The organism is Elizabethkingia miricola (assembly GCF_001675285.1).
Classification (GTDB): Bacteria; Bacteroidota; Bacteroidia; order Flavobacteriales; family Weeksellaceae; genus Elizabethkingia; species Elizabethkingia miricola.
The window spans coordinates 646,560-672,264 of the sequence record NZ_LSGQ01000003.1; the positions used below are offsets into that span (position 1 = coordinate 646,560).

The 25,705-nt window shown below is 35.9% G+C and carries 22 protein-coding genes and 1 tRNA gene; 11 read left to right on the forward strand and 12 right to left on the reverse strand.

Going from position 1 to position 25,705, the window contains the following annotated elements:
- Positions 1-3: 3 nt before the first annotated feature.
- On the forward strand, positions 4-906 hold the full coding sequence (locus ATE49_RS05865; RefSeq protein ID WP_065081389.1) for a hypothetical protein: 903 nt from the start codon (positions 4-6) through the stop codon (positions 904-906).
- Positions 907-1,595: 689 nt separating this feature from the next.
- Positions 1,596-2,942, forward strand: a complete 1,347-nt coding sequence (locus ATE49_RS05870) for a hypothetical protein (RefSeq protein WP_065081390.1) — start codon at positions 1,596-1,598, stop codon at positions 2,940-2,942.
- Between the two features lie 66 nt (positions 2,943-3,008).
- Here ATE49_RS05870 and ATE49_RS05875 read toward each other — a convergent pair whose 3' ends face one another.
- The 4 genes from ATE49_RS05875 to ATE49_RS05890 form a co-directional block, all read right to left on the reverse strand.
- A complete protein-coding gene (locus ATE49_RS05875; RefSeq protein ID WP_065081391.1) occupies positions 3,009-6,173 on the reverse strand; it encodes an ABC transporter permease/M1 family aminopeptidase in 3,165 nt (1,054 codons plus the stop codon).
- 2 nt (positions 6,174-6,175) lie between these two features.
- Positions 6,176-7,048, reverse strand: coding sequence for an ABC transporter ATP-binding protein (locus ATE49_RS05880; RefSeq protein WP_065081392.1), 873 nt, complete (start codon positions 7,046-7,048; stop codon positions 6,176-6,178).
- A 72-nt stretch (positions 7,049-7,120) separates the two neighbouring features.
- Positions 7,121-7,327 carry a helix-turn-helix domain-containing protein gene (locus tag ATE49_RS05885; RefSeq protein WP_009087533.1) on the reverse strand — a complete coding sequence of 69 codons (207 nt, stop codon included), beginning with the start codon at positions 7,325-7,327 and terminating at the stop codon, positions 7,121-7,123.
- Between the two features lies 1 nt (position 7,328).
- Entirely contained in the window at positions 7,329-7,844 is a 516-nt protein-coding gene (locus ATE49_RS05890) for a DUF2975 domain-containing protein (protein ID WP_065081393.1), read from the reverse strand.
- Positions 7,845-8,068: 224 nt separating this feature from the next.
- Between ATE49_RS05890 and ATE49_RS05895 the strand changes: the two genes are divergently transcribed.
- Both ATE49_RS05895 and ATE49_RS05900 read left to right on the forward strand, forming a co-directional pair.
- A complete protein-coding gene (locus ATE49_RS05895; RefSeq protein ID WP_065081394.1) occupies positions 8,069-9,427 on the forward strand; it encodes an acyl-CoA dehydrogenase family protein in 1,359 nt (452 codons plus the stop codon).
- Positions 9,428-9,509: 82 nt separating this feature from the next.
- Complete coding sequence (locus tag ATE49_RS05900; RefSeq protein WP_065081395.1) at positions 9,510-9,854, forward strand: TfoX/Sxy family protein; 345 nt, start codon at positions 9,510-9,512, stop codon at positions 9,852-9,854.
- A gap of 84 nt (positions 9,855-9,938) precedes the next feature.
- Here ATE49_RS05900 and ATE49_RS05905 read toward each other — a convergent pair whose 3' ends face one another.
- The 6 genes from ATE49_RS05905 to ATE49_RS05920 form a co-directional block, all read right to left on the reverse strand.
- On the reverse strand, positions 9,939-10,997 hold the full coding sequence (locus ATE49_RS05905; RefSeq protein WP_065081396.1) for a nucleotidyltransferase domain-containing protein: 1,059 nt from the start codon (positions 10,995-10,997) through the stop codon (positions 9,939-9,941).
- Between the two features lie 20 nt (positions 10,998-11,017).
- Positions 11,018-12,397, reverse strand: a complete 1,380-nt coding sequence (locus tag ATE49_RS05910; RefSeq protein ID WP_065081397.1) for a TROVE domain-containing protein — start codon at positions 12,395-12,397, stop codon at positions 11,018-11,020.
- Between the two features lie 99 nt (positions 12,398-12,496).
- A tRNA-OTHER gene (locus ATE49_RS20135) sits at positions 12,497-12,625 on the reverse strand.
- Between the two features lie 79 nt (positions 12,626-12,704).
- Positions 12,705-13,451 carry a nucleotidyltransferase domain-containing protein gene (locus ATE49_RS05915; RefSeq protein WP_065081398.1) on the reverse strand — a complete coding sequence of 249 codons (747 nt, stop codon included), beginning with the start codon at positions 13,449-13,451 and terminating at the stop codon, positions 12,705-12,707.
- Positions 13,441-13,614, reverse strand: a complete 174-nt coding sequence (locus ATE49_RS20140; protein ID WP_155759291.1) for a hypothetical protein — start codon at positions 13,612-13,614, stop codon at positions 13,441-13,443. The genes ATE49_RS05915 and ATE49_RS20140 overlap by 11 nt, the downstream gene beginning before the upstream one ends.
- Positions 13,581-14,963, reverse strand: a complete 1,383-nt coding sequence (locus ATE49_RS05920; RefSeq protein WP_065081399.1) for an RtcB family protein — start codon at positions 14,961-14,963, stop codon at positions 13,581-13,583. Before ATE49_RS05920 ends, ATE49_RS20140 begins: the two co-directional genes overlap by 34 nt.
- A 96-nt stretch (positions 14,964-15,059) precedes the next feature.
- Here ATE49_RS05920 and ATE49_RS05925 point away from each other — a divergent pair, with 96 nt between their 5' ends.
- Both ATE49_RS05925 and ATE49_RS05930 read left to right on the forward strand, forming a co-directional pair.
- Entirely contained in the window at positions 15,060-15,392 is a 333-nt protein-coding gene (locus tag ATE49_RS05925) for a HopJ type III effector protein (RefSeq protein WP_065081400.1), read from the forward strand.
- Positions 15,393-15,615: 223 nt separating this feature from the next.
- A complete protein-coding gene (locus ATE49_RS05930) occupies positions 15,616-16,629 on the forward strand; it encodes a helix-turn-helix transcriptional regulator (RefSeq protein WP_065081401.1) in 1,014 nt (337 codons plus the stop codon).
- Positions 16,630-16,633: 4 nt separating this feature from the next.
- Here ATE49_RS05930 and ATE49_RS05935 read toward each other — a convergent pair whose 3' ends face one another.
- Complete coding sequence (locus ATE49_RS05935) at positions 16,634-17,248, reverse strand: FEKKY domain-containing protein (protein WP_065081402.1); 615 nt, start codon at positions 17,246-17,248, stop codon at positions 16,634-16,636.
- A 23-nt stretch (positions 17,249-17,271) separates the two neighbouring features.
- Positions 17,272-17,970: a hypothetical protein gene (locus ATE49_RS05940; protein ID WP_260255662.1), complete on the reverse strand. Its 699-nt coding sequence runs from the start codon at positions 17,968-17,970 to the stop codon at positions 17,272-17,274.
- A gap of 291 nt (positions 17,971-18,261) precedes the next feature.
- Here ATE49_RS05940 and ATE49_RS05945 point away from each other — a divergent pair, with 291 nt between their 5' ends.
- The 5 genes from ATE49_RS05945 to ATE49_RS05965 are packed head-to-tail and all read left to right on the forward strand — an operon-like array spanning position 18,262 to position 25,580.
- The gene (locus tag ATE49_RS05945) at positions 18,262-20,973 is read left to right on the forward strand and encodes a TonB-dependent receptor plug domain-containing protein (RefSeq protein WP_234107880.1); all 2,712 of its coding nucleotides are present in this window, start codon (positions 18,262-18,264) and stop codon (positions 20,971-20,973) included.
- A 30-nt stretch (positions 20,974-21,003) separates the two neighbouring features.
- On the forward strand, positions 21,004-22,350 hold the full coding sequence (locus ATE49_RS05950) for a DUF4876 domain-containing protein (RefSeq protein ID WP_065081405.1): 1,347 nt from the start codon (positions 21,004-21,006) through the stop codon (positions 22,348-22,350).
- On the forward strand, positions 22,340-23,932 hold the full coding sequence (locus ATE49_RS05955; protein ID WP_065081406.1) for a DUF6850 family outer membrane beta-barrel protein: 1,593 nt from the start codon (positions 22,340-22,342) through the stop codon (positions 23,930-23,932). The genes ATE49_RS05950 and ATE49_RS05955 overlap by 11 nt, the downstream gene beginning before the upstream one ends.
- Before the next feature lie 3 nt (positions 23,933-23,935).
- Complete coding sequence (locus ATE49_RS05960) at positions 23,936-25,075, forward strand: cytochrome-c peroxidase (RefSeq protein ID WP_065081407.1); 1,140 nt, start codon at positions 23,936-23,938, stop codon at positions 25,073-25,075.
- Positions 25,076-25,097: 22 nt separating this feature from the next.
- Positions 25,098-25,580, forward strand: a complete 483-nt coding sequence (locus ATE49_RS05965) for a DUF4920 domain-containing protein (RefSeq protein WP_065081408.1) — start codon at positions 25,098-25,100, stop codon at positions 25,578-25,580.
- Positions 25,581-25,705 lie beyond the last annotated feature (125 nt).

The following is a 25,705-nucleotide window of genomic DNA, read 5'->3' on the forward strand; positions in this document are numbered from 1 at the left end:
GCTATGAAAATTAAATTTATATTTTTAATACTTATAACCTCTCTATTACAAAATTGTGGTGAAGAAAAGGTTCCTCAAAAGGAAAATAATTCTACGGCAAGTACTGAAAACATAACTAATGTGGCAGATAAAAATCTTAATATTAGTTTTTTGTTGGACTTATCGGACAGAATAGATCCGGTGAAGTACCCGAATGCTTCCATGCCTTACTATCAGCGGGATTTATATTATATAAAAAGTGTAGAGCAAGCCTTTGTCGATCATATCAAACATAAGAAGATACTTCAGTTGAATGACCAGATGCAGGTTTTCTTTGATCCTGAACCTCAGAATCCACAAATGAACAAGCTTAGTCAGCAACTTAGAGTGAAATTCGACAAGAATTCTACAAAAGATCAAATAACGGGAGTAGATAAGGTTTTTACAGAGATTCCACCTCAAATTTATCAATCGGCTATTCGTGGGAAACAATATACAGGCGCAGATATCTGGCGGTTTTTTAAAAATAAAGTAAAGGATTACTGTATAAAAGATAAGCACCGCAATATTCTGGTTATTATTACGGATGGCTATATGTATCATAAAGATAGCAAGTTTACTGAGGGTAATAAAAGCTCTTTTCTTACCCCTGAATTTATACGAAGTAAAAAGCTAACGACTTCAAATTATAAAGAATTGATTGCTAAAAATAAGTTAGGTTTTATCCCTGCTACTGAAGGACTTCAGAATCTTGAAGTGTTGGTAGTAGGTATTAATCCTGCAAAAAACAGCCCATACGAAGAAGATGTTATCCACCAGTATTGGGCAGATTGGTTAAATGCAATGGGTGTAAAGAAATTCGAGATTAAAAATGCAGACCTGCCAAGTAATCTTGATCCTGTAATCCGTAAGATTATCCAGAAATAAATCTTATTTGTTTTGAAGATGAAGCCTTGAATATATTTTATTCAGGGCTTTGTCAGAATAAATATAATGTATTGGGAGCATTATAGTGCTCCTTAATTTCCTTAAATTCTAAATGGTAAAATAAACCATTAAGATATTTAGTTAATTAAGAAAAATGTATGATAATATATTCAGCCTTGCCGGAATAAATGTAAAGAATTGAGTATATTATGGAGTTCCTTAATTCCCTTAAACCCTTAATGGTAAAATTGAATCATTAAGATATTTAGTTAATTAAGAAAAATGTATGATAATATATTCAGAGCCTTGTCAGAATAAATATAATGCATTGGGAGCATTATAGTGTTCCTTAATTTCCCTAAACTCTTAATGGTAAAATGAATAATTAAGATATTTAGTTAATTGAGAAAAATGCAATGATACATCTAATTAAGGAACCCCGGAATTTAAACTTCAAGTTAAAACCTTTGTGTAAAGCATACTAAAAAATAAAAGACCTGCTTTTTCAGGAGTTGACTTTTATCAGGGAGATGTGCCTGTTAGCAATTTTGTAATTGTCTATTAATCAGGTAGAATTTAATTTGGGGTTAACATTGAAGCTTTCTTTTTTTCATAAATTGTAGAGAATTAAAGCAGTCTTCCAAAAAAGACTGTATTCGCTAAATCCCAAACACATTAAATTTTTACCAATGAAAAAAAGATTTCAACCCCCAAGTGTAAGAAAATTATACACAATTGTATTTTTTTCTTTGTTCTTATCATTCGTTCTAAGCTCATGCTCACGAGATGATACAACCGGCAATAAACTTCCGGAAAGTTCTGCAAATAACAGTGGTTATAAAACTTATGGTGATCTTGTTTTACAAAAAAATGTAATCGTCCTGAATGACGAATCTGTACAGGCTATTACAGAGAATGACCAGCAGATAAGTTTTAATTATACTACGAATCAGACGGATAGTATAAAAGAAGGAACTGTTATTGTAGCGACTAAGATAGAAAACGATAAAATCAAAAATATTCTGGCAAAAGTAGTTTCTGTATCCGGAATGGGTAGTCAAACAGTGTTTAGAACAACCAGCGCAAAGCTTGAAGAAGTTATTTACAGCGGAAATATCAGCGGAGTATATGATCCTTCGCAACAGGCTTCGTTGCAGGTAAATGGTCAACAAGCCAATTATGTACCTGTAGAAGGACTGATCTCGCAGGCAGCAAGTGCTAAGATCAGTAATATGGAGGCTAAAGCAATTAATATTCAGAAGAGTGCCAATATTGAGAAGAGTGCAATTAGTAACACGATTAACTTCAAGTATTTTAGTTTTGATAAGACTATTCCTTTACCTGCACAACAGGTAGGACCTGTTACGGCAGCTGCGGATATTAATGTAAAAGGAGGATTTACGCCAAAGATAAAGTATAATATTTCCTTTTCCTTGGGGCATTTGTCCAGTTACTATGTTGACTTTATTATGGACGATATCAGCCTTCAGGCATTGGCAAATATTCAGGGAAAACTGGGTTACACACTAAGCGTAACGGATTATATCAATATTCCTATTGTGCCAATAGTATTAGGACCTACCGGACTTATTATAAGTCCTACTATTGCTGCAGGACCTTATGTAGGGGCAAGTGCTACAGGAAGAGTACAATTGCAGCTCTTTTCTCTTACCGGGAAGGCTAACTTTTTAGTAGGTGTGAAACCAGATCTGAATGTTAATTTACAAACTATTACTGGTCCAAAAATTACAAAAGTTGATGGTGAGCTGGCTGCAGAAGTAGGAGTAGAAGTAAAAGGAGCTGTAGGATTACAGTTTTTAACAGCCTCAATTGCCAATTCAGGTATCAGAGGGAGAGTGGCTGCTGTACCATCTTTAAAATTAGAGTTAGTACCAAACAGAAGTATGCCTTTTGAGCTGAAAGGAAAAATTCAGGCAGATATGTTTTATGGATTTGGAATCCCGCCATTTAGATATGAAGGAACATTCCCGTTATTGAACAAAGAAATTCCTATTTATAAAACAAATCTCTTGTAGGAAACCATTACAATTTAATGAGCCGTGTCGGAATTAAGACTCCGACACGGTTTTTTGTATGCATAATCAAATCTCTTTAAAAAGCTTATCAATCTCTTTCCTTTTATCGGGGCTTACCTTGTAGAATTCGTTCAATAAATCTATACTTCTTGGCTTTTTTGGATATCGGTTGTTTTCAAGGAAATTTTTTAAAGCCATATTGACTTTATTCTCACCAATAAGTTCACTTAGTTTTACCATGACTACAGCCCCCTTGGAATAAGAAATATGTGCATTCTCTGCTGTAACCTTATACAGGGGTTGGTTTTCAGACAGTCCCTTTTCATTATCATAGATTTGTTGATGTATCTTTAGTCTTTCCTTCATTTTTGCTTCTCCGTGCATTTTTTTATACAACATCATTTCCGTATACATAGCAAGCGTTTCTGTAAGCATAACAGAGCCTTCGCGTTCGTCGGGATTAATAAGGCTGTTGCCCCACCAGAGATGTGAAAGCTCGTGTCCGGCAAGTTCATTAATAACATCCTGCTTTTTGTCTGCATGTATGTTCGCATGAAATACCATATCTTCGGGCATGAATACTGCAGAAGGATATGCTGTAGCAGCAAAACCTTTGGTAAATGAGGAGATTTCAGCAAAAGTGATGCTCCCGAAAGGATACTGCCCAAAATTTTGAATACAGTAATCCAGCGTAAGTTTTGCATTGCGGATGAGGTGGTCTACATTTTCGGCATGCTTTCTCAGATATAGTATATTCATTTTAATTCCTTTGTAAATAAGGCTTTTCTGGTCGTATTCTGCTGATGAGACAGCAAACCGGAAAGGAATAGACTTTACTGTATAGCGGAAATAATTTCTGTTGTCTTTGGTCCAGTGCTTTACAAGATCTCCCGTACCTACAGCCGTCTGATTTTTATCTGTAGAAACGGTCATATCCAGATTAATAAAATCGTCTCTGAATACTTCCGGAGCTTCAGCTTTCTTTAATTTATCCAATTTTCCAAGTTTATATTCTTTTCGGATATGCTCATCTTCTGTTTCTCTGTCTTTCTGATAGCCGATAAGTGGATAATAACGGCTAATCCGCATGAAAGAGCCGTTTTCTATAATGGCATTAAAGGATTGATGACCATTTACAGTATACCAATGGTAGGATAATTTGAAATCCAGACTTGCATTTTCATTAGGTTCTAAAGTTTTTTTTAGTACAATTTCTGTTATATCACTGTCTATATTTTTGCGCTCTGTAGTTGTAGTGAAAATAGCAGATTCAATCTTTAAATCAGGACTAAAATTAATTAGAACCCGATCAATCGTTTTACCTGTCTGATTTACCAAAGAATAGTGTCCCTGAATCTGATAGGAATTGGCAGCCGGATAAAGTTGAATGTCTGTCTTAATATCTTTAATAGCAGGCTGAGGGAAACTTTCATATTTCCGGAACTTTAATTCATAACCGGCAGCATCAGCCAAAGCTTTTTCTTCATCTTTGGGAGTATAGCCTTTCATAAAAAGATTGGCACTGAATATTCCTGCTATTAGTAAGATTATCATCAGAACAGAACCTTTCAGATTCCATTTTTTGGCTTTAACAAATTCATTTAACTTCCATAATAAAAATACAAGTGCCAGTCCGAATATTAATCTTTCTGCAAAAGATAAAGCATAAGGTCCGTATCCATTGAAATCGCTGTAGACTCCAACGTAGTCTGAAAATATTCTGAGTACAGGATATGAAATAAGTTTTTTAGACAAAGGACCTGTAAACAGAAAAACAGCCAATACAGAAAGACCTAAGGCCAGAAATCTGTTCCTGATATTGTCATTGATCAGTAATATTAGTCCTGAAAATAATATTAGCGGAAAAGTATTGAAGAGTATTGCACCCCAATAGGCATACCAGTCAATATGGAAATAATGATATGTCCATTGGAATATAAGGCCTTCGGCAATTAGTATTCCGGTGAAAAAGGATAGCAAAATACAGGAAGAAAGAAAATGACCTGTAAGTTTATTTTTGTAAAAAAAAGTGCTTTTTTCGATCAGAGCAAAGCCGGAGACCTGACTTCGCCAGTACAAATCATTGATGAAATAAGTAATGATAAGTAACCCCAGTAAATGAAAGTTCTCTGAAATTGTAACAGCCATTAATCCGGAACTTGCAAATTTCTGTGGAAGCCGTATTCCTTTCTCAATCTCAGCATACATCTCCATTCCGGTAAAGAAGAGTAATAAAATAGAAATCGCCGGAATTGCAATGCTTTTAAACAAATATATAAGATCTATTCTGGCAAAAGACAGAGCAGGAACTATTCCTGCTATATTCCCGAAATTCAGATTTACGGTTTTATATTCTACAAGATCAACAGCTGAGGATTCGGAAGATATGAGAGTTCCTTTTTTTAATTTTTTCGTTGCAGCACCTGAGAAAGAAAACAAGCTGTGGGTAAGAATAAGTAAAGCTAGAGATATTGTAAAGTAAAGGCTCCTGTTTAGAAGTAATATTCCTGAAAATGGTATAACCTGAGTGTTCTTTTGCTGAATATTCAAATCCTTTGCTTCTAAAAAATAGGAAGACAGACCAAAAGGATCTGCAATAGCTGATAAGTGTTGGGCTTCGGCAGACTGTGGCAGGCTGCCAGCCATAAAAGGTGAATTGGAAAACACGAGGACTACCATATAAAAAACATACAATAGCAAACCGCCGACGACTACCAATAGCTTTTTGCGAGTAGTAAATGATATAAAGAACAGAAAGCTGCATACCAGAAAACAGTTAAGAAAACCGAAGTTCAGAAGCGGGTAAATATAGTACCATGCATTGAAGTTAGTCTGTATTTCGCTACCGGATCTCAGATTTTGCCCAATTATGAAACCTAAAACAATAAAGACAAAACTCAGGAAAGTGTACAAAAAATAAGAAGCAAAATGTCCGTTTAGGTATTTTCTTCGGGATAATGGAAATGAGAAAAGTACAATATAAAATTTAGAATCCTGATCTTTGAATAGTTGCTGAATAGCATAAATAATAGCGATAAATATAACAGCCAGACTTAGCATCCCGGTTATAAATCCAATCGTATAAGGAGAGTTGAGATAAATACCATCACCAACCGACATATTAAAATTATTGCCACAAAATATTCCAATTCCCATAAGGGTAATGGCAATAGCATAACTGAACCAATGCTTCCTACGGCGTTGGATCTCAAATAAAAATATGGTGTTCATAACTAAGGTTTTTGAGTAAGTGTTTGGAAGTAAACGTGTTCCAGTAAAGGATTTATTGAAAGAAAATCCTGAGGTTGCTCCGGGGAATAAGTAGTAATGTACAATTCTCTTTCAATCAGTTGCTGACTGATAATATGGTACATATTCCGGTAATTTTCCAGCTCAGATTTATCAATGGACCTGGACCATATTTTATTTCTAAGCTCAGCAATCAGCTCGTTAGGTTTTCCTTTTCTCAGAAGCTGTCCTTTATTCATAATTGCCATTTCGGAGCATAGATTGCGGACATCTTCTACCAAATGTGTAGAAAGAATCACAATAACATCTTTACTAATGTCATTCAGTAAAGAGTTGAAGCGATTACGTTCCTCAGGATCAAGCCCGGCTGTAGGTTCATCTACAATAATAATTTTTGGATTTCCTAACAAAGCCTGCGCTATGCCAAATCTCTGCCGCATACCACCGGAGAAGGTATGCACTTCTTTTTTTCTGAAATCAGAAAGATTAACTTTTTCCAGCAGATTCAGAATTTGTTCTTTGCGTTCCGTACGATTGTTAATGCCTTTCAACAAGGCTATGTGCTCCAAAAGATCATAAGCCGATACTTTAGGATAAACACCAAAATCCTGAGGCAGGAAACCGAGGTTTTGTTTGATGTAATCCGGATCTTCAGATACATTGACCCCGTTGAAAACAATATTCCCGGAAGTTGGTTTTTGTAAGCCTACAATGGTTTTCATCAACGAGGATTTTCCGGCACCGTTGGGTCCCAAAAGCCCAAACATACCGTTTCCTATTTCCAATGAAATGTCTTTAATTGCCTGAAAACCATTTTTATAAGTCAGGCTGAAGTGGTTAATAGATAGTGTGTTCATATAGTTGAGTTTAGATAATAGAATAGCTGGCAACGTTTCCGTTGCTTTATTAAAGTGGTATGTTACAATGTGTTATTCTTCTCTGTATTCCAGAATATCACCAGGCTGGCACTCCAGAATCTTACAGATAGCTTCCAGCGTATCGAAACGAACGCCTTTGGCCTTGCCTGTTTTCAGAATAGATAGGTTTACAGGAGTAATTCCCAGTTTTTCTGCCAATTCTTTACTCTGCATTTTACGCTTGGCAAGCATCACATCTAAGTTTACTACAATTGGCATTTTATATAAATAAGTCTTGTTCGTTTTGCAAATGTAACCCTTGCGAAAAGATATTCGCGAGGAACAGGCAGAATATTCCTAACATAAAGTGGATAAATACTAATCCCCAGACTATACTTTCTACCTCTACAAAGAAGCTGGCTAATATAGCAACAGGCAACGGAAAGAAGATATTATAAATATAAAATCTTCTAAGTTCCAAGATATTCTCTTTCGTAAAAAGCTTTGATTGAATAAATACTCTGAAAACCTTTGCCGATAGCCAGAAAAATATGCCATAACCGATAAGGACGGTCATAAAAGAAAATATAATGTAAGGGTAATTGTTCTCAATATTCAGAAAAGGAGTTTCTGTAAACGGATAATTTATATGCAGATAAAGATTCTGCTTATAAGGAGTAATGGCGAAACCGCTTATAAGACAGAGTATTGAATATACAGCTGTTACCAGATGGCCAGCAGACAGGATACAACATATATAGTAGAGTATTTTTGAAATAATTTTGTTCTGGTTCATGTCACGTTAATTTAGTTTAATAATACAAATGTATAATTAATTATCGTAAAACAATAATTAATTTAAATAAAATTTTATTTTTACGATATCTGGTTATTGTTACAGGTTTGTAGGCGCCATTCTGAGATGGAAAGAACTGATTTGTTTTACTTAATGTATTGTTTCAAAGAGTGTTCCGGTATTTTTTTGTAACTTTTATCAGTAAAATCACTAAACGTATTCTTATGTCAAATATTTTCGCCAATATCCGGCAGGCTATAACATTGTTTAAATCTGTTGACTTTGAAAAGCTGAGTAAGATCTCACAAAGAGTAGATATTCCGAAACTTATGGATAACTTCTCGAAGCTGGATGATAAGCAGTTAAAGGGACTGATGAAGATGATGGATCAGGACAAATCTAAAAAAGAGCTTCCACCTATAGACGGGGATTTTTATGATATCTACCATACATTGACACCAGAGCAAAGAGAAGTTCAGTTGAAAGTACGGGCTTTTATGGAAAAAGAAGTAAAGCCTCTGGTAAATAATTACTGGCTGCACGACGAGTTTCCTTTTGAACTGATTCCGAAATTTAAAGAACTGAATATATGCGGTGTCACCTATGAAGGCTATGGCTGTCCGGGAATGCCATTCCTGATGGAAGGTGTTATTGCTATGGAAATGGCAAGGATAGATGCTTCTATAGCAACTTTCTTTGGCGTACAATCGGGTCTGGCAATGGGTTCCATATACATATGCGGCTCTGGGGAACAAAAGCAGAAATGGCTTCCGCAAATGCAAAAGTTTGATAAAATCGGTGCTTTCGGGCTTACGGAACCGGAAGTAGGTTCCGGGGCTGCAGGCGGATTAACAGCTACCTGCAAAAAGACAGCGGAAGGCTGGGTGCTGAATGGTGAGAAAAAATGGATTGGTAATGCCACATTTGCTGACCTGATTATTATCTGGGCAAGGGATCTGGACGATGGTGAGGTAAAAGGTTTTATTGTGGAAAAAGATAATCCGGGCTTTTCTGTGGAAAAGATTAAAGGTAAAATGGCACTCAGAATAGTGCAAAACGGGCATATTACATTAAAAGACTGTCTGGTAACAGAAGAAAACCGTTTGCAAAATGCCAATTCATTTAAAGATACAGCAAAAGTATTGCGAATGACAAGGGCCGGGGTAGCCTGGATGGCAACAGGCTGTGCAAGGGGAGCTTATGAAAGTGCACTGGATTATACCAGGAAACGTAGGCAATTTGGAAAACCTATTGCTTCTTTCCAGATGATTCAGGGACATCTTGTAGAAATGCTGTCGAACCTTACTGCAATGCAGACACTGGTATTCAGGCTGTCTGAAATGCAGGATGAAGGAATATTGAAGGATGAACATGCATCTCTGGCAAAAGTATTCTGTACAATGAGAACCCGTGATGTTGTTTCGCGTGCCCGTGAAGTAATGGGAGGAAATGGTATTCTGCTGGAATATGATGTTGCCCGCTTTGTTGCAGATGCTGAAGCGATTTATTCTTATGAAGGGACAAAGGAAATTAACTCACTCATTGTCGGCAGGTCGATTACGGGCTTTAGTGCATTTGTATAATATTCTGATTAAAAAATATCATATATAAAAAACACCTCAAAGGTTTTTAAAACCTTTGAGGTGTAAAATAAATTAACAATCAATGGCTTATAACATCGAATTGGCAAATAAGGTTAGGGAGCGGTTAGCTAAAGTTCCTGATATAGAAATTGAAGAAAAGAAAATGTTTAGTGGATTGTCTTTTTTGGTTAATGGTAAAATGTGCATTAATATAAGTGGTGATAACCTTATGTGTCGTTATCATCCGGATATTGAAGATGAGGTTGCAGAAAAGACAGGCTTTCTTCCGATGATAATGAGAGGTAAGCAGCTTAGTGGTTATTGCTATGTTGAACCTGAAGGCTTTCGCAAAGCAGGCGATTTTAATTATTGGATTAATATATGTCTGGATTATAACAGCATTGCAAAAGCATCTAAAAAGAAATAGTTCTGTTAAATAGTCTTTCCTATATAAAAAAGACCTCATAAGTTTTTAAAACTTATGAGGTGTGAAAATTTAAAAGAGAATAGATTAGTTGTAAAGGTTCTTCCGTATTTCTACCAATAAAGATTGTGTTCTTTGTATGTCCGGATAGTCCGGAAGGGTAGAGGTAGTATAATAATGTTCAATAGTCCGTATCAAATCTTCTGCTTTTTGTATTACTGTTTCGTATGCCTGGTTACCGGATTTAATATCCAATAATTCACCGCGGTTATCCACACGTACCCGTAAAGAGCCTGTTCTGAATATTTGTTCGCAGGATTGCAGCAATCGGATTGTATGCATCATATTTTTACTGTCATAATTTTGACCGTGTTTCTGGTTTACATTATAGCGGCCTTCGTTGCGTTCGGAAACCCATTTCCAGTATTCGCGGTAATCTTTGCAATAAACAGAATAAGCATCCAGATTACAGAAAATATAAGTGATACATTTAGCTTCTTTAGGTATAGATGATACCGAAACCTGATTGGCCTCTTCATTCTGTATAATTCCTTTATATCCCATTGTACCGGTTTCATCATAGAAAAGCGCAAACATTCCACGGGTATTGTCTATATTAACCAAACCGCATTTATCCTGTGTTTTTTTCTGTTCCGTTAGCCATTTTTTTAAAGGAACAGAAAGGTGATCCCGAAGAATATAGCAAAAGTCGAGAACGGATTTTCTCTCTTTTTCTACAGGATTCAGTATTTTCTTATTCAGTCCTTTAGCCTTTTTAATCTGGGATATGGCATAGCCGGCAAAAGTATCTTTACATTGCTTGGATAGAAAATCTTTTGGGGCTAGTAAATCCATCAACGGATGTTTATACAAAATGCAATCATCCGGACTGGCCAGAATTTCCAGAATATTTGGATTGTTTTTTTGCAAAAGCTCCATAAACCTGCCTATTTCATAATAGGTAATGTCATTGGTTTCGTTAGATACCTGCGGAATATAATCGAGACCTAGAAAGGAATCTTTTGGCAGATAGTAAACACCCCGTATATCGGTATCCGAATTTTCTGTAGCCAGTCCGAAAGCACGGCTTCCGGAGACTACTTCAAATAAGATAAGTTTATTTGCTTTTAGTTCTTCTATAGTCATTTTATTATTTTTAATTCAGATTAGTTACTTTCCAAAGCCTTAATATAACGGAAAACACGATCGCTCCATCCGTTGATTTCTGCTGTCCAGTTTTCGGTTTTTATTCCGTGGGTATGGGTAGAGATATCAATAATATAAGAAGTCTTATATGGTGCAGTATCTGGTTTTCTTTTAGATCCGTATTGTGCATCGATATCCTGGCTATCTGATATCACAACCAGTCGGTCTGCATCCTTGGCATAACCTTTTTCCTTCAGCCATTCGCATAGCTGATAAGTGAAAATACCACCACCACCTAATTCAGAATATATTTTTTTATAATATTTGAATATCCCCAGGCCTTTAGCGCTATCCCATATCATATGTTTTCCTTTTCGGGAAGAATCGCTACCAGCTGTAAATACTAAAATAAGATCTTCAAAGATATAAGAACCGACTGCTGCCATAGCAAAAGCCAAATCCATTCTGGAAAATTTGGAATTGGATGAGGTTACCTGTCCCATACTTCCGGATACATCGATAGCTAAAATGGTAGTCCCTGTTATTTTCTCCTGAGAGAAACAATTTTCCATAGCATCGTTGATGTAAGCTGTATATTCCGGCGCATTTCTTTGTGCAGCCAGAAAGTTTAAAGGTGTCAGCCAGTTACTTTTTACCTGAGCAATTGCCTCCCGGATTGTTTTTCTGGAAAGTCCTGCCTCAGTCATATTTCTAAGATTTCTTAATATAGCCAGTGAACCCAAACTTTTTTCAGTCAGCATTCTCTCAAAAGTTTCCTTCTTATCGGCACCTTGAGACAAAGCTACTTCCCATGTATTGGCAGGCTTCAATGTATCTTCTACCAAAGCTTTTAATGCCTTTTCGTTTTCCGGAGTTGGCTTTGGATGTACAAGGTTCACCACATCTACCAAAGATACTTCCATATTGCTTTTTCGGTATTTAGCAATCTGGTATTCATCATACTGGTCAAAAGCTTTTGCGAGACCTTTTTTTACAGATTTAGACATTTTATAAGATCCGTTTCTGGCTTTAAGCATCTGAAGTAGATCAATAGTCATATCAGGTCTGTTGGTTACTTTGGCAATAGCATCTTTTACATTTGCATTATGAATGTCATTTGCAAGAATTAACAGCCATAGTGGTGTATGTCTCAGTTTCTGTTCAAAACGGCATTCCAGTGCCAGGTCAATAATCTGTTGCCCTGTTACTTTATAACACAAATTTTCTATCTGCATCATAATTTCATCTGCCGGCTGGTAATAGTCAGATTCAAAAAGAAGATTGGCAAGTGTTACTCTTCTCAACAATTCATAATCGGAATATTTCCCTGCGGTATTCGTTTGCTTTCCGGCTATAATACCGGAAGCAAATCCTGTTTTTTTTGAATTTAACTTTGACATCACTATTTTGTTTTTTTAGTTAAAGAAGTGGTTAAAACTAATAAAGGTGTTTTTTTCCTGAACGAAGTAACCTTATATCTCACACCACTTCAGTTATTGAGAGACTGACTGGATTCGAACCAGCGACCTACGGCGTCGAATGCGAAGTAACTTTATCATCACACCTGCAATGCAGATTAAAATCTGGTAAAGTGTTTTACGTTGCTCTATCCTCTGAGCTACAGTCTCAATTTGATGATGCAAAGTAAAAACTGAAGTGCGCAATATTTTTGCGTAGATTTATTTTTTTTGCATCATCATTAAAAAATTATGATATTATTTCTCTAAAAACTTTCTCCATTTGTGCTTTGTCGGCTTTACTACCGGACAAGCTTTTAGCTTTCTCTTCGTTTTCTGAAATCTGGCGTTCCATAAATTCGAAAAGCTCCCAGTCATTTGGATGAAAATAGCTTTCACCTTTCGTTGCTTTTAATGCGATCAGGTTTTCTATTTTGGTTCTTATTGCGGAATCTGCCAAAACTAACAGATCACCGAACAATACCGGTGGAACAGTTTTCTTCTCTGTTATCCATTTTCCGGATAATGCTGTCCTTAGGCAATAGAAATAACTTTTCAGTTTTACTTCACCATTCCTGCAGGATTCCAGGTATTTTTTACTCATACTCAGATAATGAAAAGAAACGGCTATTGGAGAGAAACATTGATCAACCAGTGGTTCGAACAGCTTTGTAAAGCTTTTGTTTTCTATATACACAATTGGTGAATAAAACCAACTGAGTAATGCTGCATTAGATTTGAGTAGCAGATGAAAGGTTTTATGTAAATCCCAACCAGAACCATCCAAATCATCTTCTGTCATAAAAGTTATTGTTTCATCCTTATCCCACGGTGTCAGATACCAATCTTTGGAATGCCTGTAGATAAAACGTATATCATAATCACTGTCAGGAGATGCAAAGTCCCAGGCTCTGCTTCCGGATTCTACAGCAAGTAATATTTCTATATTATATTTTGCTTCGGTTTCCCTTAACTTTTCTATTATTTTAGTTTTCATCTCTTAATTGATTTTTAATCTCTCTTAATCGGATTTTTAGCCATCTTTTATTCCCGATCCTTTTTAAGAAGGGTCTCAGGTGTTTTGCATATTTCTGAGACCTGAATCTTTCTTTGTTATAGAGATTTTCTACGAGTTCTTCAATTTCTTCTTTTTTTTCCATGGGGCATTTTTCATAACGTCCCCGGCCATAATACAACCATAAGGCATTACTTCATCCAGTACTTCGCAAAGGCCGTATTCTTCAATCTGAGCTCTTACATTCTGTGCATTTTTATAAGCACTCGGAAGCTCAGAGATATCGATTTCGTTGCTAAAGAATCGTACATCCAGCCCTTTTGTTTCCTCAGCGAAAACTTCTTCATTGGTTTTATGTGCCAGCGTTCTTTTATGCTGGCTTCTGCTGAAGTTTCTTCCTGCGCCGTGAGGAGCAAATCCTAAATTTCTGTCGTTGGTTGTTCCCTGAACAATCAGTACAGGCTCTGCCATATTCAGAGGGATGAGTCTGGGACCTGTAATATCCGGCATAAATTTGTCGTCCAGCGGAGTTGCTCCTTTAGCGTGGAAGAATAAATCTCCGTCTCTGAATACGAAATTATGTTCGTTCCAATATCTGTTTTCCTTTTCTGTATTCATTTTTGCCAATACCGCGTCGTGAAGAGAAGTATGATTTTCTTTTGTCCATTGTCTTATCAGTTGTAAAGCTTCCCAGTAGGCCTGTCCTTCTTCTGTATCAAAAGGTATCCACGCATTTTCTTTCAGGGTTTCGGGAGAAATATCCTGTCTGAAACGATTGGCCACTTTCATTCCTTTATCATACAATGCTGCACCCGGAGCTCGTGATCCATGATGTGTTACCAGCATTGTATTTCCGGTATTTTTAGAAATACCTACGAAAAGGAAGTGATTACCATCACCCTGAGTTCCCATATGGTCGCGAGCTAAGCTTATTAATCTTTCATCATTCAGAAATGCATTTCCTCTGAAAGCTTCTATTAATTCTGCTGACATTGGCATTTGCTCACCTCTTGCTCTTCCGCCGTATCCGAAATGCGTTACGGAATGCGCTGTATCAAGTACTTCTTTAGGATCAGCTTTTCCGAAGTCTGTCAACATTACAGAACAGCAGATATCTGCACTATGAAATCCCGGATGAATAGCATTTTTGGCTACCACTACACCGCCTACAGGAATCAGACCTTCCGGTCCGGTAGGGCAGGCATCGGGCATTATGGCGCCACCAACTAATGTTGGCGTTTTCATCAATACCTTCATGGTTTGGATTACTTTTTCCACATTATCCTGTTCACTTTCGTGTTCAGCTCTGATGTTAATGGTGAAGTCTTTTGGTTCTTCATATAAAGGAATTGGCTCCGGTAGTCTGAACTGCTCCAGATAAGCTGTCATCTGTTCTTCATTCAGATTATTTTCGTTGATATATTCTAATGCTTCTGCAAACCATTTTCCTGGTCTGAATCCTAAGCTGATTAATTCGTTTCCTGTAATTTTCATCGTTTTCTTAATTTGATAATGCAAAGTAATTGTATAAGTGCGCAATGTTTTTGCGTAGATAAAATATTTTTATATTTTTGAAAAAAAAATAGGAACATGATATTAGAACAATTAGATAAGTCTCCTGAAACTATAGTATTTAACGATGTTATTGCTTATATCGACGGCAACTATGATTTTACCCCAACTGAATTCAAAAATGGTAATACAGTAAACGAAGCAGGTCAGAATAATGGCTCTTGTAAGGTATTCAGCTTTGCGAAAGTGAATAATCTGTCTAAAGAAGATACATTAAATCTTTTCGGTGCATTCTATAGAGAAGATGTATTGAAAAATCCGGAGGGTACAGACCACCAGAACATCAGAAACTTTATAGAGTTTGGATGGGACGGTATTGCTTTTGAAGGGGAGGCGCTGAAGAAGAAATAACTTAGTAATGTTAAACATCACAAAAGCACAAAAGATAAGTGATAATATACTGCTTCCAGGGCACAAGGATTTTATCTCAAGATAAATATAGAAGTATCAATAGAAAAAATCTTTGATTTTTCTTTGTGCCTTGATTGCGGTTGAAATGCTATATCTAATCGTGTCTTTGTGTTATAATCTGTATGATAATTGGTCCTTAACTTCTAAATTCCAACTTTGAAAGATGTCTTCTAATAAAAATGCATTGATCCGCTATAAAACGCTGGATAAGTGTCTGAAAAATAAATACAGGAAGTATACACTGGAAGATTTAATAGATGAATGTTCAGAAGCCCTGTTTGAATATGAGGGAAAGGAGTCGTATGTAAGTAAACGAACGATACAACTGGATTTGCAGAACATGCGCAGTGAGAAGTTTGGTTATGAAGCTCCGATAGAAGTATACGAACGTAAGTATTACCGTTATAGTGATCCGGAATACAGCATTCATCATATTTCTGTTAATGAAAGTGATCTGAAGGCCATGAACAATGCAATACAGATTCTGAAGCAGTTCAAGGACTTCTCGATGTTCCGGGAAATGAATGGTGTATTGCAGAAGCTTGAAGATTCGGTAAATGCAGTTCAGCAGAAGTCAATTATTCATCTTGATAAAAATGAACAATTAAAAGGTCTTGAACATATTGATATATTATATCAGGCTGTATTGAATAAAAAGGTACTGAAGATTCTCTATAAAAGCTTCACCGCCAGAGATTTTAGTACCTATACTGTTCATCCGCAGCTGCTAAAAGAATTTAACAACCGCTGGTTCCTGATATGTCTATATAAGGGAAGTATGTATAATCTGGCACTGGACAGAATGGAAAATATTGAGACAGATGAACAATCTGCCTATATTGATAAAAACTTGAATGGTGATGAATATTTTAAAGATGTTGTAGGAGTTACTGTTTCGGAGAGTATGCATCCCCGAAATGTTGTTTTCTTTGTGGATAAAAGCAATGCTCCTTATGTAAAAACAAAACCTCTGCATCACAGTCAGCAGATTGTGGAAGAGAAAGATGATGGAACTATCTTTGGGATCAAAGTTCAGCTAAATTATGAACTAGAACGTCTGTTGTTAGGCTTTGGAGAAAGTCTGGTACTATACCAGCCACTGAGATTAAAGAAGCGCATTGAGCAAAAGCTGCAGAAAGCGGTCAGTAATTACAGGGAGTCTGAATCTTTGAATTGAGCGCTTAGTTTTTCTTTTTTAAAGAATTTATCTCAGCATCCATTTTTGTTTCCCAGTCTTTTCCATTTCTTTGGATTAAATAGGCTTCTGTAATCTCAGTATATTTCTTTCGGGCTTCGATGCTTTCATTGCCTATTATACAGCCTGTATTCTGATATACAATTCCGTATTTTTTAGTAATACTATCTGTTTGCTGAGCTAGTTTTTCATTATATGTATCTGTAATTCCGCCCGCATATTCATAAATAATCAGGTTATTTCTTATGTCATTTTTTGCTTTAATAATATATTGTTGCTGCATCCCCTCAATTCTTGTTTTTGTTTCTGTATAGATGGGATATGAAGCTTTTATAATTAATACTATTAAAAGTAAATTCATCACAGGGAATATTCTTAAATATTTTTCCCTGAAGTTTAGCCTTTTCATACGAAGAAAGCTAAAAGGCAAAGAAAAAACAGCAGAAGCAATGATAAACAGGATACCTGGTGTGAAACTAATCTGTTGAAAAAACTTTCCAATATTAAATTTTGTTGGATAGGTCATGAAATATTCTGATGCGAGAAACGCTGCACCTACTAAAATAAGAATGAGAAAATTAATGAGAATCAGTTTTTTCACAATAATGCTAGTATTTTGAACAATTACATTTTCTCCATATAATCCATAATAGTTTTCTGGAAGTCTGTCAGATTCTGATTAGCAGATTTAATAACTTTCCCATTACTGTATATGTTATACTTGCCATTCTGACCACTGGTCTCTGTCCACACAATTCCCTTTTTAATTTTTCCTGTATTGTCTGTATTTAGATAAGCAACAGGTAAAGGTTCAAATTTCTCAGCATAGCGACCATAATATATTTTCAGTAATGCATCTTCTTGTGAAAAGTCATCTGCAAGAGCATTGAAGATAGAATCAATATCTGTAAGATTTGTTTTTTTATCCATTCTCCAGAATAACTTTAACACTTTATCCAACCCACGGGTATCTTCGGGATTGGCTCTGCTGATAATGCTTTCTGCTTTTCCATCTTTGTATTGAGAAGAGATAATGCTGTTTGGCGGTAGATTATTGAGGTCTAAATCAATTGACTCAATATACATCAGTTCTTTATTTTGATACTGGAGATCAGTTGTATATCTTTTGTTTTTTAGATAAATTCTGATCAATGCATCGGGTTTCTGTCCGTCTTTTATGTTAATGATATTATCTTCTTTTGTGAAGAAAAGTGTATTTCCATAATTTACAGCCGCCATATTCACTGTAAAGCTAGTAAGCTTACCATTTGTAAATTGTTTCGTAATTCTTCCACTTTCAATTTCTTTTGTCTCCGATTTCACAGCATTTTGTTTTTGTGCAAAAGATTTTGAATTGAAGCAAAACAGGATAAAAAAGCAATATAAGTATCTCATGTTGTTATTTTGAAGTTAAATATACTGATGATATTTATCATTAAATAAATATTTTTCTAAATTTCTGTAAATCGCTTTAAAGCCCGACTATTCATCGTTTTATCCTAGGGTTATTAGATTATTTTTCTTTTAAATCATAGCTTGTATAGTCTGCAAATGAGACAATTTTATTTTTATTTAGAAAAAATATAAATAACTTTGTCGCTTAATCTGTATGATGTGAATAAATCTTTACTAAGCGCTTCCATGCTTTTGGTGGCTGCCAGTTCTTTGTATGCTCAAAAAGCAAAAGTTGAATATCGTGGTCAGGCCAAGATTATAGACATAGCAACTATAACCCCTACAGGCTGTATCATGAATATGAACGATAAAGAAACATTTTTCGAAGGAAAATGTGTAGTTGAGTTCAAAGCCATTGGCAGACCTACTGAGAGATTTGTATTAAAAGAGAAAGAACGTCTGAATATCACTTTTATTAAAGATGAAAACAAAAAACAAAGGTCAGAAATCCGTATAGAAGAAGTTCAGTTAACTGCTAAAAAGAAACAATTCTCTGAAATTGAAATCAAGCAGGAGGCCCTTCAGAATCTTCAATCTTTTTCTTTGGGAGATGTACTACAACAATTGCCAGGACAGTATGTACAGCCATTTGATAATACTCAGTTTAAAAATATTGTATTTCGTACAGCCAGTGGTGCTTCTATAACAGGAAGCAGCCAGATTCCGGGTGGGGATGGTTATGGGAATAAGGCTTTTGGGGTACAGTTAATGGTAAATGACGTGGCTTTGTCTAATAATGAAAATATGCAGAGTTATGATTCGGCAAATAGTTCCCCTTTTGGGCTGAGTTTTAATACATCAAACAGATCCGGAACCTTGACTCCCGCCCAGGCCAATTATGGGGTCGATCTTCGTGAGATTCCTACAGAAAATATCGAAAGCGTAGAGGTGATACAGGGAATCCCTGATGCTAAATATGGTGACCTTACTTCAGGATTAATTAAGGTAAACACTATTGCAAAAGAATCTCCACTAAGATTGGATGCTTCTCTTCGTGAGGGGACATATCAGTTGGGTTTAACGAAAGGTTTTCGTTTAAGTAAAGAACATGCGCTTAGTCTATCTTTTGATTATATGAATTCAATCTCAGACCCGAGAACTAGTTTGGTGGGCTATGACAGGATTACTACAAATGCATTATGGTCTTATAATAAGAGTAGGTTCCGGAACAAGTTATCATTTAGTTTTTCTCAGAATACAAGTAATGGAAAGAAAGATCCGGATGACTTGGATGGAATGGTAATTAATGTTAATAATAAAAGTTTTTCATTAAGCAATAATATAAGATATAGCTTTGGCGGGGCCAGTAAAAGATCATGGTTTAGAAGTATTAGCGCTGACATTGGAGTGAGTTATGCTTCACAGTTTACAGAACGGAAATACTGGCTTAATCAAGGTGCACGTCCATATGGTACATCTACAGAAAATGATGTGTATTATGCATCTTATACACCTCCTAGTTATGAAAATACAGCCTATGCAGATGGAAAACCTTTTAATATTTACGCTAATATAAGTACAGAGGGGAATTATATATCCAAATCAAAATGGTCACATTCATACTCTCTGGGAATCAATTACAGATATGGGGATAATTTTGGAAAAGGAAGGTATGGAACTGCGGGACAATTTGCTACAATGAGCTCTGTAGGAGATAGCGGTAGCGGAATGAGGGATTATAACTACCGTGATAATGTTTTGGCAACAACTCAATATGCATTTTATATGCAGGATAACATAACCAAGAGGTTTGCAAATAAGCATGTATTAAGGGCTAATGTGGGACTGCGTTATGACATACAAAATTCGGCATCAACATTCTCTCCAAGGGTTAATACATATTATCAGATGGGTAAGTTTACCATAAGAGGAGGGGTAGGACTTACCTCAAAAGCTCCTTCGCTCAATCAGCTCTATACAGGACCCAGGTATTTTGATATGTTATTGGGCGATTATCGGTTACCCGGGTATTATAGTACCGCTATTATGCAGACGGTAGTTACTCCCGGAGATAATTCAGATCTGAGTCCGTCCCGAAGTTGGAAAACAGAAATAGGATTAGATTACCGGTTTTCATTTGCAACCATCAATATAACCGGATATTATAATAAGTTACTTGATGGATTTACAACAATGGCCATTCCCAGAGTAATGGACAAAGCTAAAGTAAATGTAAATATTACAGGTACTGAAATTCCGACTTTTGAAATAACAGGAACAGAAAAGTTTAATTATCTGCAAAACAGGATTGTAAATGGTTATGAGTCCACAGATAAAGGATTGGAATTAATGACCAGTTTTAAAAGAATTGAATCACTAAACCTTGTCATAGGTTTTAATGCATCTTATACAGAAACAGAAAGTATTAAAGATGCGTCCATATTAACCATTGAAAAGCCTAAAATTATAGATAATAATTTTCAATATGGCTTGTACAATGATACTAAAGCTAAAAACACGGTAGCAAGAGCAAGTTTTAGTTTCGATTATCATTTGCCAGCGTCTGGATTAATTGTGGGATTAAGAACAGATCATTTTCTAATTGATAAAAGTTTTACAAGTGAAAATGACATTTATCCAGTGGGATACATAGACTATAATCTGAATAGGGTAATGATTCCTGATGCAAATCGTAAAGATCAATTGTATCAGAATTTATTCAGAAAAAGAACAGAAGAAAAGCTTTCAGGTTTAAAAAATAAAACTTTGCATAATGTTCATTTAAGAGTAACTAAAGACTTTTTAAGTGGTTTCCGGCTATCTGTTTATGTAAGTAATGTATTTAATCTAAAGCCATATAACGAGGATGGGTATGTGTATTCAAACTTTACCACCACTTCTTTTGGAGCAAACATCTCATACAGATTTTAAATAATATAATAATATAAATAAATCGATACTATGAAAAGAATTATAACTTTATTATTACTATCATTATTAGTGGTAGTAGGCTGTAGAAAAGACGATGACTTTGGCAGTGATCAGGGAATCAGGCCAGTTTCATTTACGGTGAGTGTAAAGTACGATCAGTCGAAATTTCCTAATATGGCTAATAAGGGCGCAGCTAAAGTAACAGTGAATTTAGAAAATACAGCTACTGGTGCAAAGATTACAGGTGTAACAGATGATAATGGAGAATTAAAGCTGGATGCTGTAATGCCGGGTGATTATAATATTACTTCTGAACTGAAAATGCCCAAGACAGATTATGAAAAGATGTTTGGAGAGTCTACTAATTATGAAACTGTACATTTTGGAGGATCACAGGAAAAGGTAAAAGTGAATGCCAACATTTCCTCAACCATTATGCAAATATCTAGTGGAAATATCGGAGATCTTGTTATTAAACAATATTATTATGCAGGATCTGATAGTAAGCTGGGAGCTTTATTCAGAGATCAGTTTGTAGAAATTCATAATAATTCAAATGAAACTATTTATGCAGATGGTCTATACATAGCATTAATAGAAGGAAATGTAAATAATAAAGGAGCTAGTTACACATTAGCGAATGGACAATATGACTGGAGCCAGACAGCAGGAGGCGGAGCGGCAGCCAATACTAATTTTGTTTATGCGGGATCCGTTATCAGAGTTCCGGGAAATGGAATTCAATATCCGATTTTACCGGGGAAAAGTATTGTCATAGCACAAACTGCTATAAATCATAAAGCACCTTTTGATGGAAATGACGGTAAATCCGTTTCAATACAGAATCCTGAATTAACAGTGGATCTAAGTAAAGCAGATTTTGAAGTATACCTGGGAGATTATGCAAAAGGACAAGGGAAAAATCCTTACCAATGGGATATTCAGAATGTTATGGTTCCGGATATGGATATTGCTTTCTGGGCAAACCCGGTTACGGATTGGATATTAAATTTAACTCATAGACCTGCATTGGCTATTTTCAGAGCTTCTCCTGAGCAAATTAACTCATGGCAGAAATTTGCTAATCCCAAAACGCCTAAAGGATCTCTGTTTTTACAGATTCCAAAAGGGTTAATTATTGATGGATTAGATATCACTGATAAAGAACAACTAGCACCTAAAGATTTGCCAACAGATATTGATGCCACCAGAAATTTTATTAATCAGGGGGGATTAGGGCTTGCGGATTATACAGGCATGTCATTGATGAGAAAAACTAAAGAAACGATAAATGGTCGTGTTGTATTACAGGATACCAATAATTCAGCAAACGATTTTGTAACAGTTCAGGCAAACCCTAGAGGATATGCGCAATAAATATAAATCAAATTTTAATTTCTTCATATCGGGAATTACAGGGCTGACAACATTAGGTAGTCAGCTCCTGTTCTCCCAATCTACCCAATTGGATAGTATTAATATAAGTACACCAGAGAGGGAAATTAGAGTGGAAAATCCTTATATTAGTTTCTTTCAGCCACTGGATTTTTCTCGAACAAGTTTTAAATATGAAGGTACTAAACAAAATTTCAAAAGAGTACAATCTCCTGATAAAATCCAAAGTTTTATTTTTAACTCTGAGGGCGTTTATCAGCTGAGCAGGAATGTAGTACTTTCCGGGAGGCTTCAGGCAGAAAGGACAACAGAAGATGAGGTCCCTTATATACTGAATGATGAAAGAACTACAAATAGTTCTTTTATTTATAATCCTTCCTATTTTTGGGCACCCCGCGCTGCAAAGTGGTTGAAGCAAAATTATCTGATCAACGGCCAAATAGCCTACAGACCCATAACATCTGTTATTGCCCAGCTGGGTGCTGAAGGTAATTTTGGGAAATCTTATCGCCAGAATGCTGACCCCAGACCAAAGGTTGATAATTTTAAGTATAGCGTTTTTTCTAAAATAGGCTATAATTGGAAGCAGCACAGTTTATTTGCAAAAGGCAGATATATTAATCATTTTAAAAAAAATGATATTATGTTTGTTAGTAGAAATGGTAATGTCCCGGCCAATGACAGTATTTATATAAGATATAATGAAGGGTATGGAAATCCATATAGAGATTCAGAATACAAAGATTCAGAATATAAAAAAAATGGGTATGCCTGGGGTGGGGAATATGCTTTTAATACTTCAAGAATGCATATTAGTGTAGGCTATGATTATATGAATGTTATTGAAAGGTTTTATAAAAAATATGAATATGTAGATGCTAATGACAAAAAGATTAAAGTATTTAATAAATATTCAGGATTGAAAACCGATCTGCATAGTTTTTATATCAATTATCTCGGAAGTTTTTCAGGCTATAAAATGGCCTCAAGATTAGCTTATCAGGATCAATTGGATACTAATTATAATTATGTTTTACAGTATACTTCTTACCGGTTAGAGCAACAGAACCTGAACTGGAAGAATAGTCTTGTATGGTTCAACCACAAGAATGAAGCTTATAAGTTGTTATTGGATTTAGGTTATGGTAAAAACCGTGTGAGAGATGTTTCTGTAGTTATGGACAGGAGGTTATCTTTCTTTGAATATCATGCAGGTATAGAAAAAGAGTTTGCGATAATACCAGGGCATAAACTGGCTGTTGGGGTAGGACAAAGTCTTTATATCCCAGTGCAGAAAGAGTTAAATTATATGCCTTATCAAAGCTCCACGGAGAATATATTTGTACAGAGAATTGTAAAGCCTGATTATGCCTATGATTCTACACCTAAAATTGGACTTAATCTGAATGCTGCTTACCGATGGGACAGTAATAAAATCAGATATGAGTTTACTGGTGGTTTTAACCAGTTATGGCTAACAAACAAAACATATAAAGAAACAGTGACAACTTATAATGGCAGACCTAATACGGTAACGACTATAGGTTTAAATGTTTATTATTAAATAATGAAAGACAGATACTTAGCAATAATTGCAATTGTGGCAGTAGGTTTAATGTTGGGATACCGCCCAAATGATCCTACGGCTTATACGGTGGACGAGTTGCGTGATCTTTATTCGGGCGGGGATAAATCCAAATGGCCAAAACCACATTTATTTGCAGAAGCTGAAGAAGACTTTCAGGATATAGGTCCTTTGGCTGATATGCAATATCCGGCAGATAATCCCTACTCTGAAGACAAAATGGAGTTGGGGAAAACTTTATTCTTTGATCCACGGTTGTCTAAAAGTGGTCAGATTGCCTGTGCTTCCTGTCATAATCCTGAGTTGGGATGGGCAGATGGCAATCGGGTATCTTTCGGACACGACAGGCAAAAGGGAACACGAAATGCTCCTACATTACTGAATATAGGCTTTGCAAAGACTTTCTTCTGGGATGGTCGCTCGGCAACATTAGAAGAACAGGTAAAAGCACCTATTGAAAATCCTGTAGAAATGAATTTGCACATGAGCCTGGCAACAAAAAATATCCGTAAAATAAAAGGTTATAAGTCTTATTTTGAGAAAGCCTTCGGTACAACAGAAATTACGGAAGATAGAATTGCCAAAGCTATAGCCACTTTTGAAAGATCATTGATCAGCCCGCCTTCCCGCTTCGATAAATTTGTTTCCGGAAAAAGGAATGCACTGACAGATGCCGAGGTTAAAGGACTGCACTTATTCCGGACAAAGGCTAATTGTATTAACTGTCATAACACGCCCTATTTTTCTGACCAGAAATTTCATAATTTAGGGCTTACCTATTACGGCAGAAAATATGAAGATCTGGGCAGGTATCTGGTAACTCTTAAAAATGAGGATGTTGGCAAGTTTAAAACGCCTACCCTAAGAGAAGTGTCGGAGAATAAGCCTTATATGCACAATGGGCTTTTTCCGGAATTAGCCAATATTGTGATGATGTACAATGCCGGAATGGGAAGAGAAACACCAAGAGGTGATCAGGTGAATGACCCAAAGTTTCCGCATAAGTCGGGAATGGTAGAAAAGCTTAACATGACAGATGAAGAGGTATTTGATGTAGTTGCTTTTCTGAAAACTCTGAACAGTTACAAATATAAAATGAGAGCACCAGAGCTCCCGAAATAAAACAAACAACAAGATTAATATTATGAAAAAACTACTTTTTTTAAGCTTACTTTTCGTGAGTATAGCACTATTTGCACAACCTCCTGTAGGAAACGCCAATAAAGGAGAGGAATATGGTGCCGGAGTTTCCAAAACCAAGGAAGCTGGAGCTGTAAGTATGGCAGAACTGAACAAAATACTGAATGAAAGAAAAGAAGTGCAGGATATTACAGTAAAAGCAACTGTTACCGATGTTTGCCCTAAAAAAGGATGCTGGGTTACTTTAGATAATCCGGATAAAACAAAGGTATTTGTTAAGATGAAAGATTATGCCTTCTTTCTGCCTACTGCTATAAAAGGAAAAACAATTTTACTGGACGGGAAAGCACAGCTGAAACAGACTTCTGTAGAAGAATTAAGACACTATGCAGAAGATGCTAAAAAGCCTCAAAGCGAGATTGACAAAATAACAACACCTGTAACGGAAATCCGTTTACTGGCGAGCGGGATAAGAGTTGCTCAGTAACTTATACCTGTACTAAAATGAATAAAAATGATCGGATATTTATTCCGATCATTTTTTATTTTACCAATCGCATAAGGCAATAAAATAATATTGTCAAACCTTGACATTCTATGTTAATTAGCAAG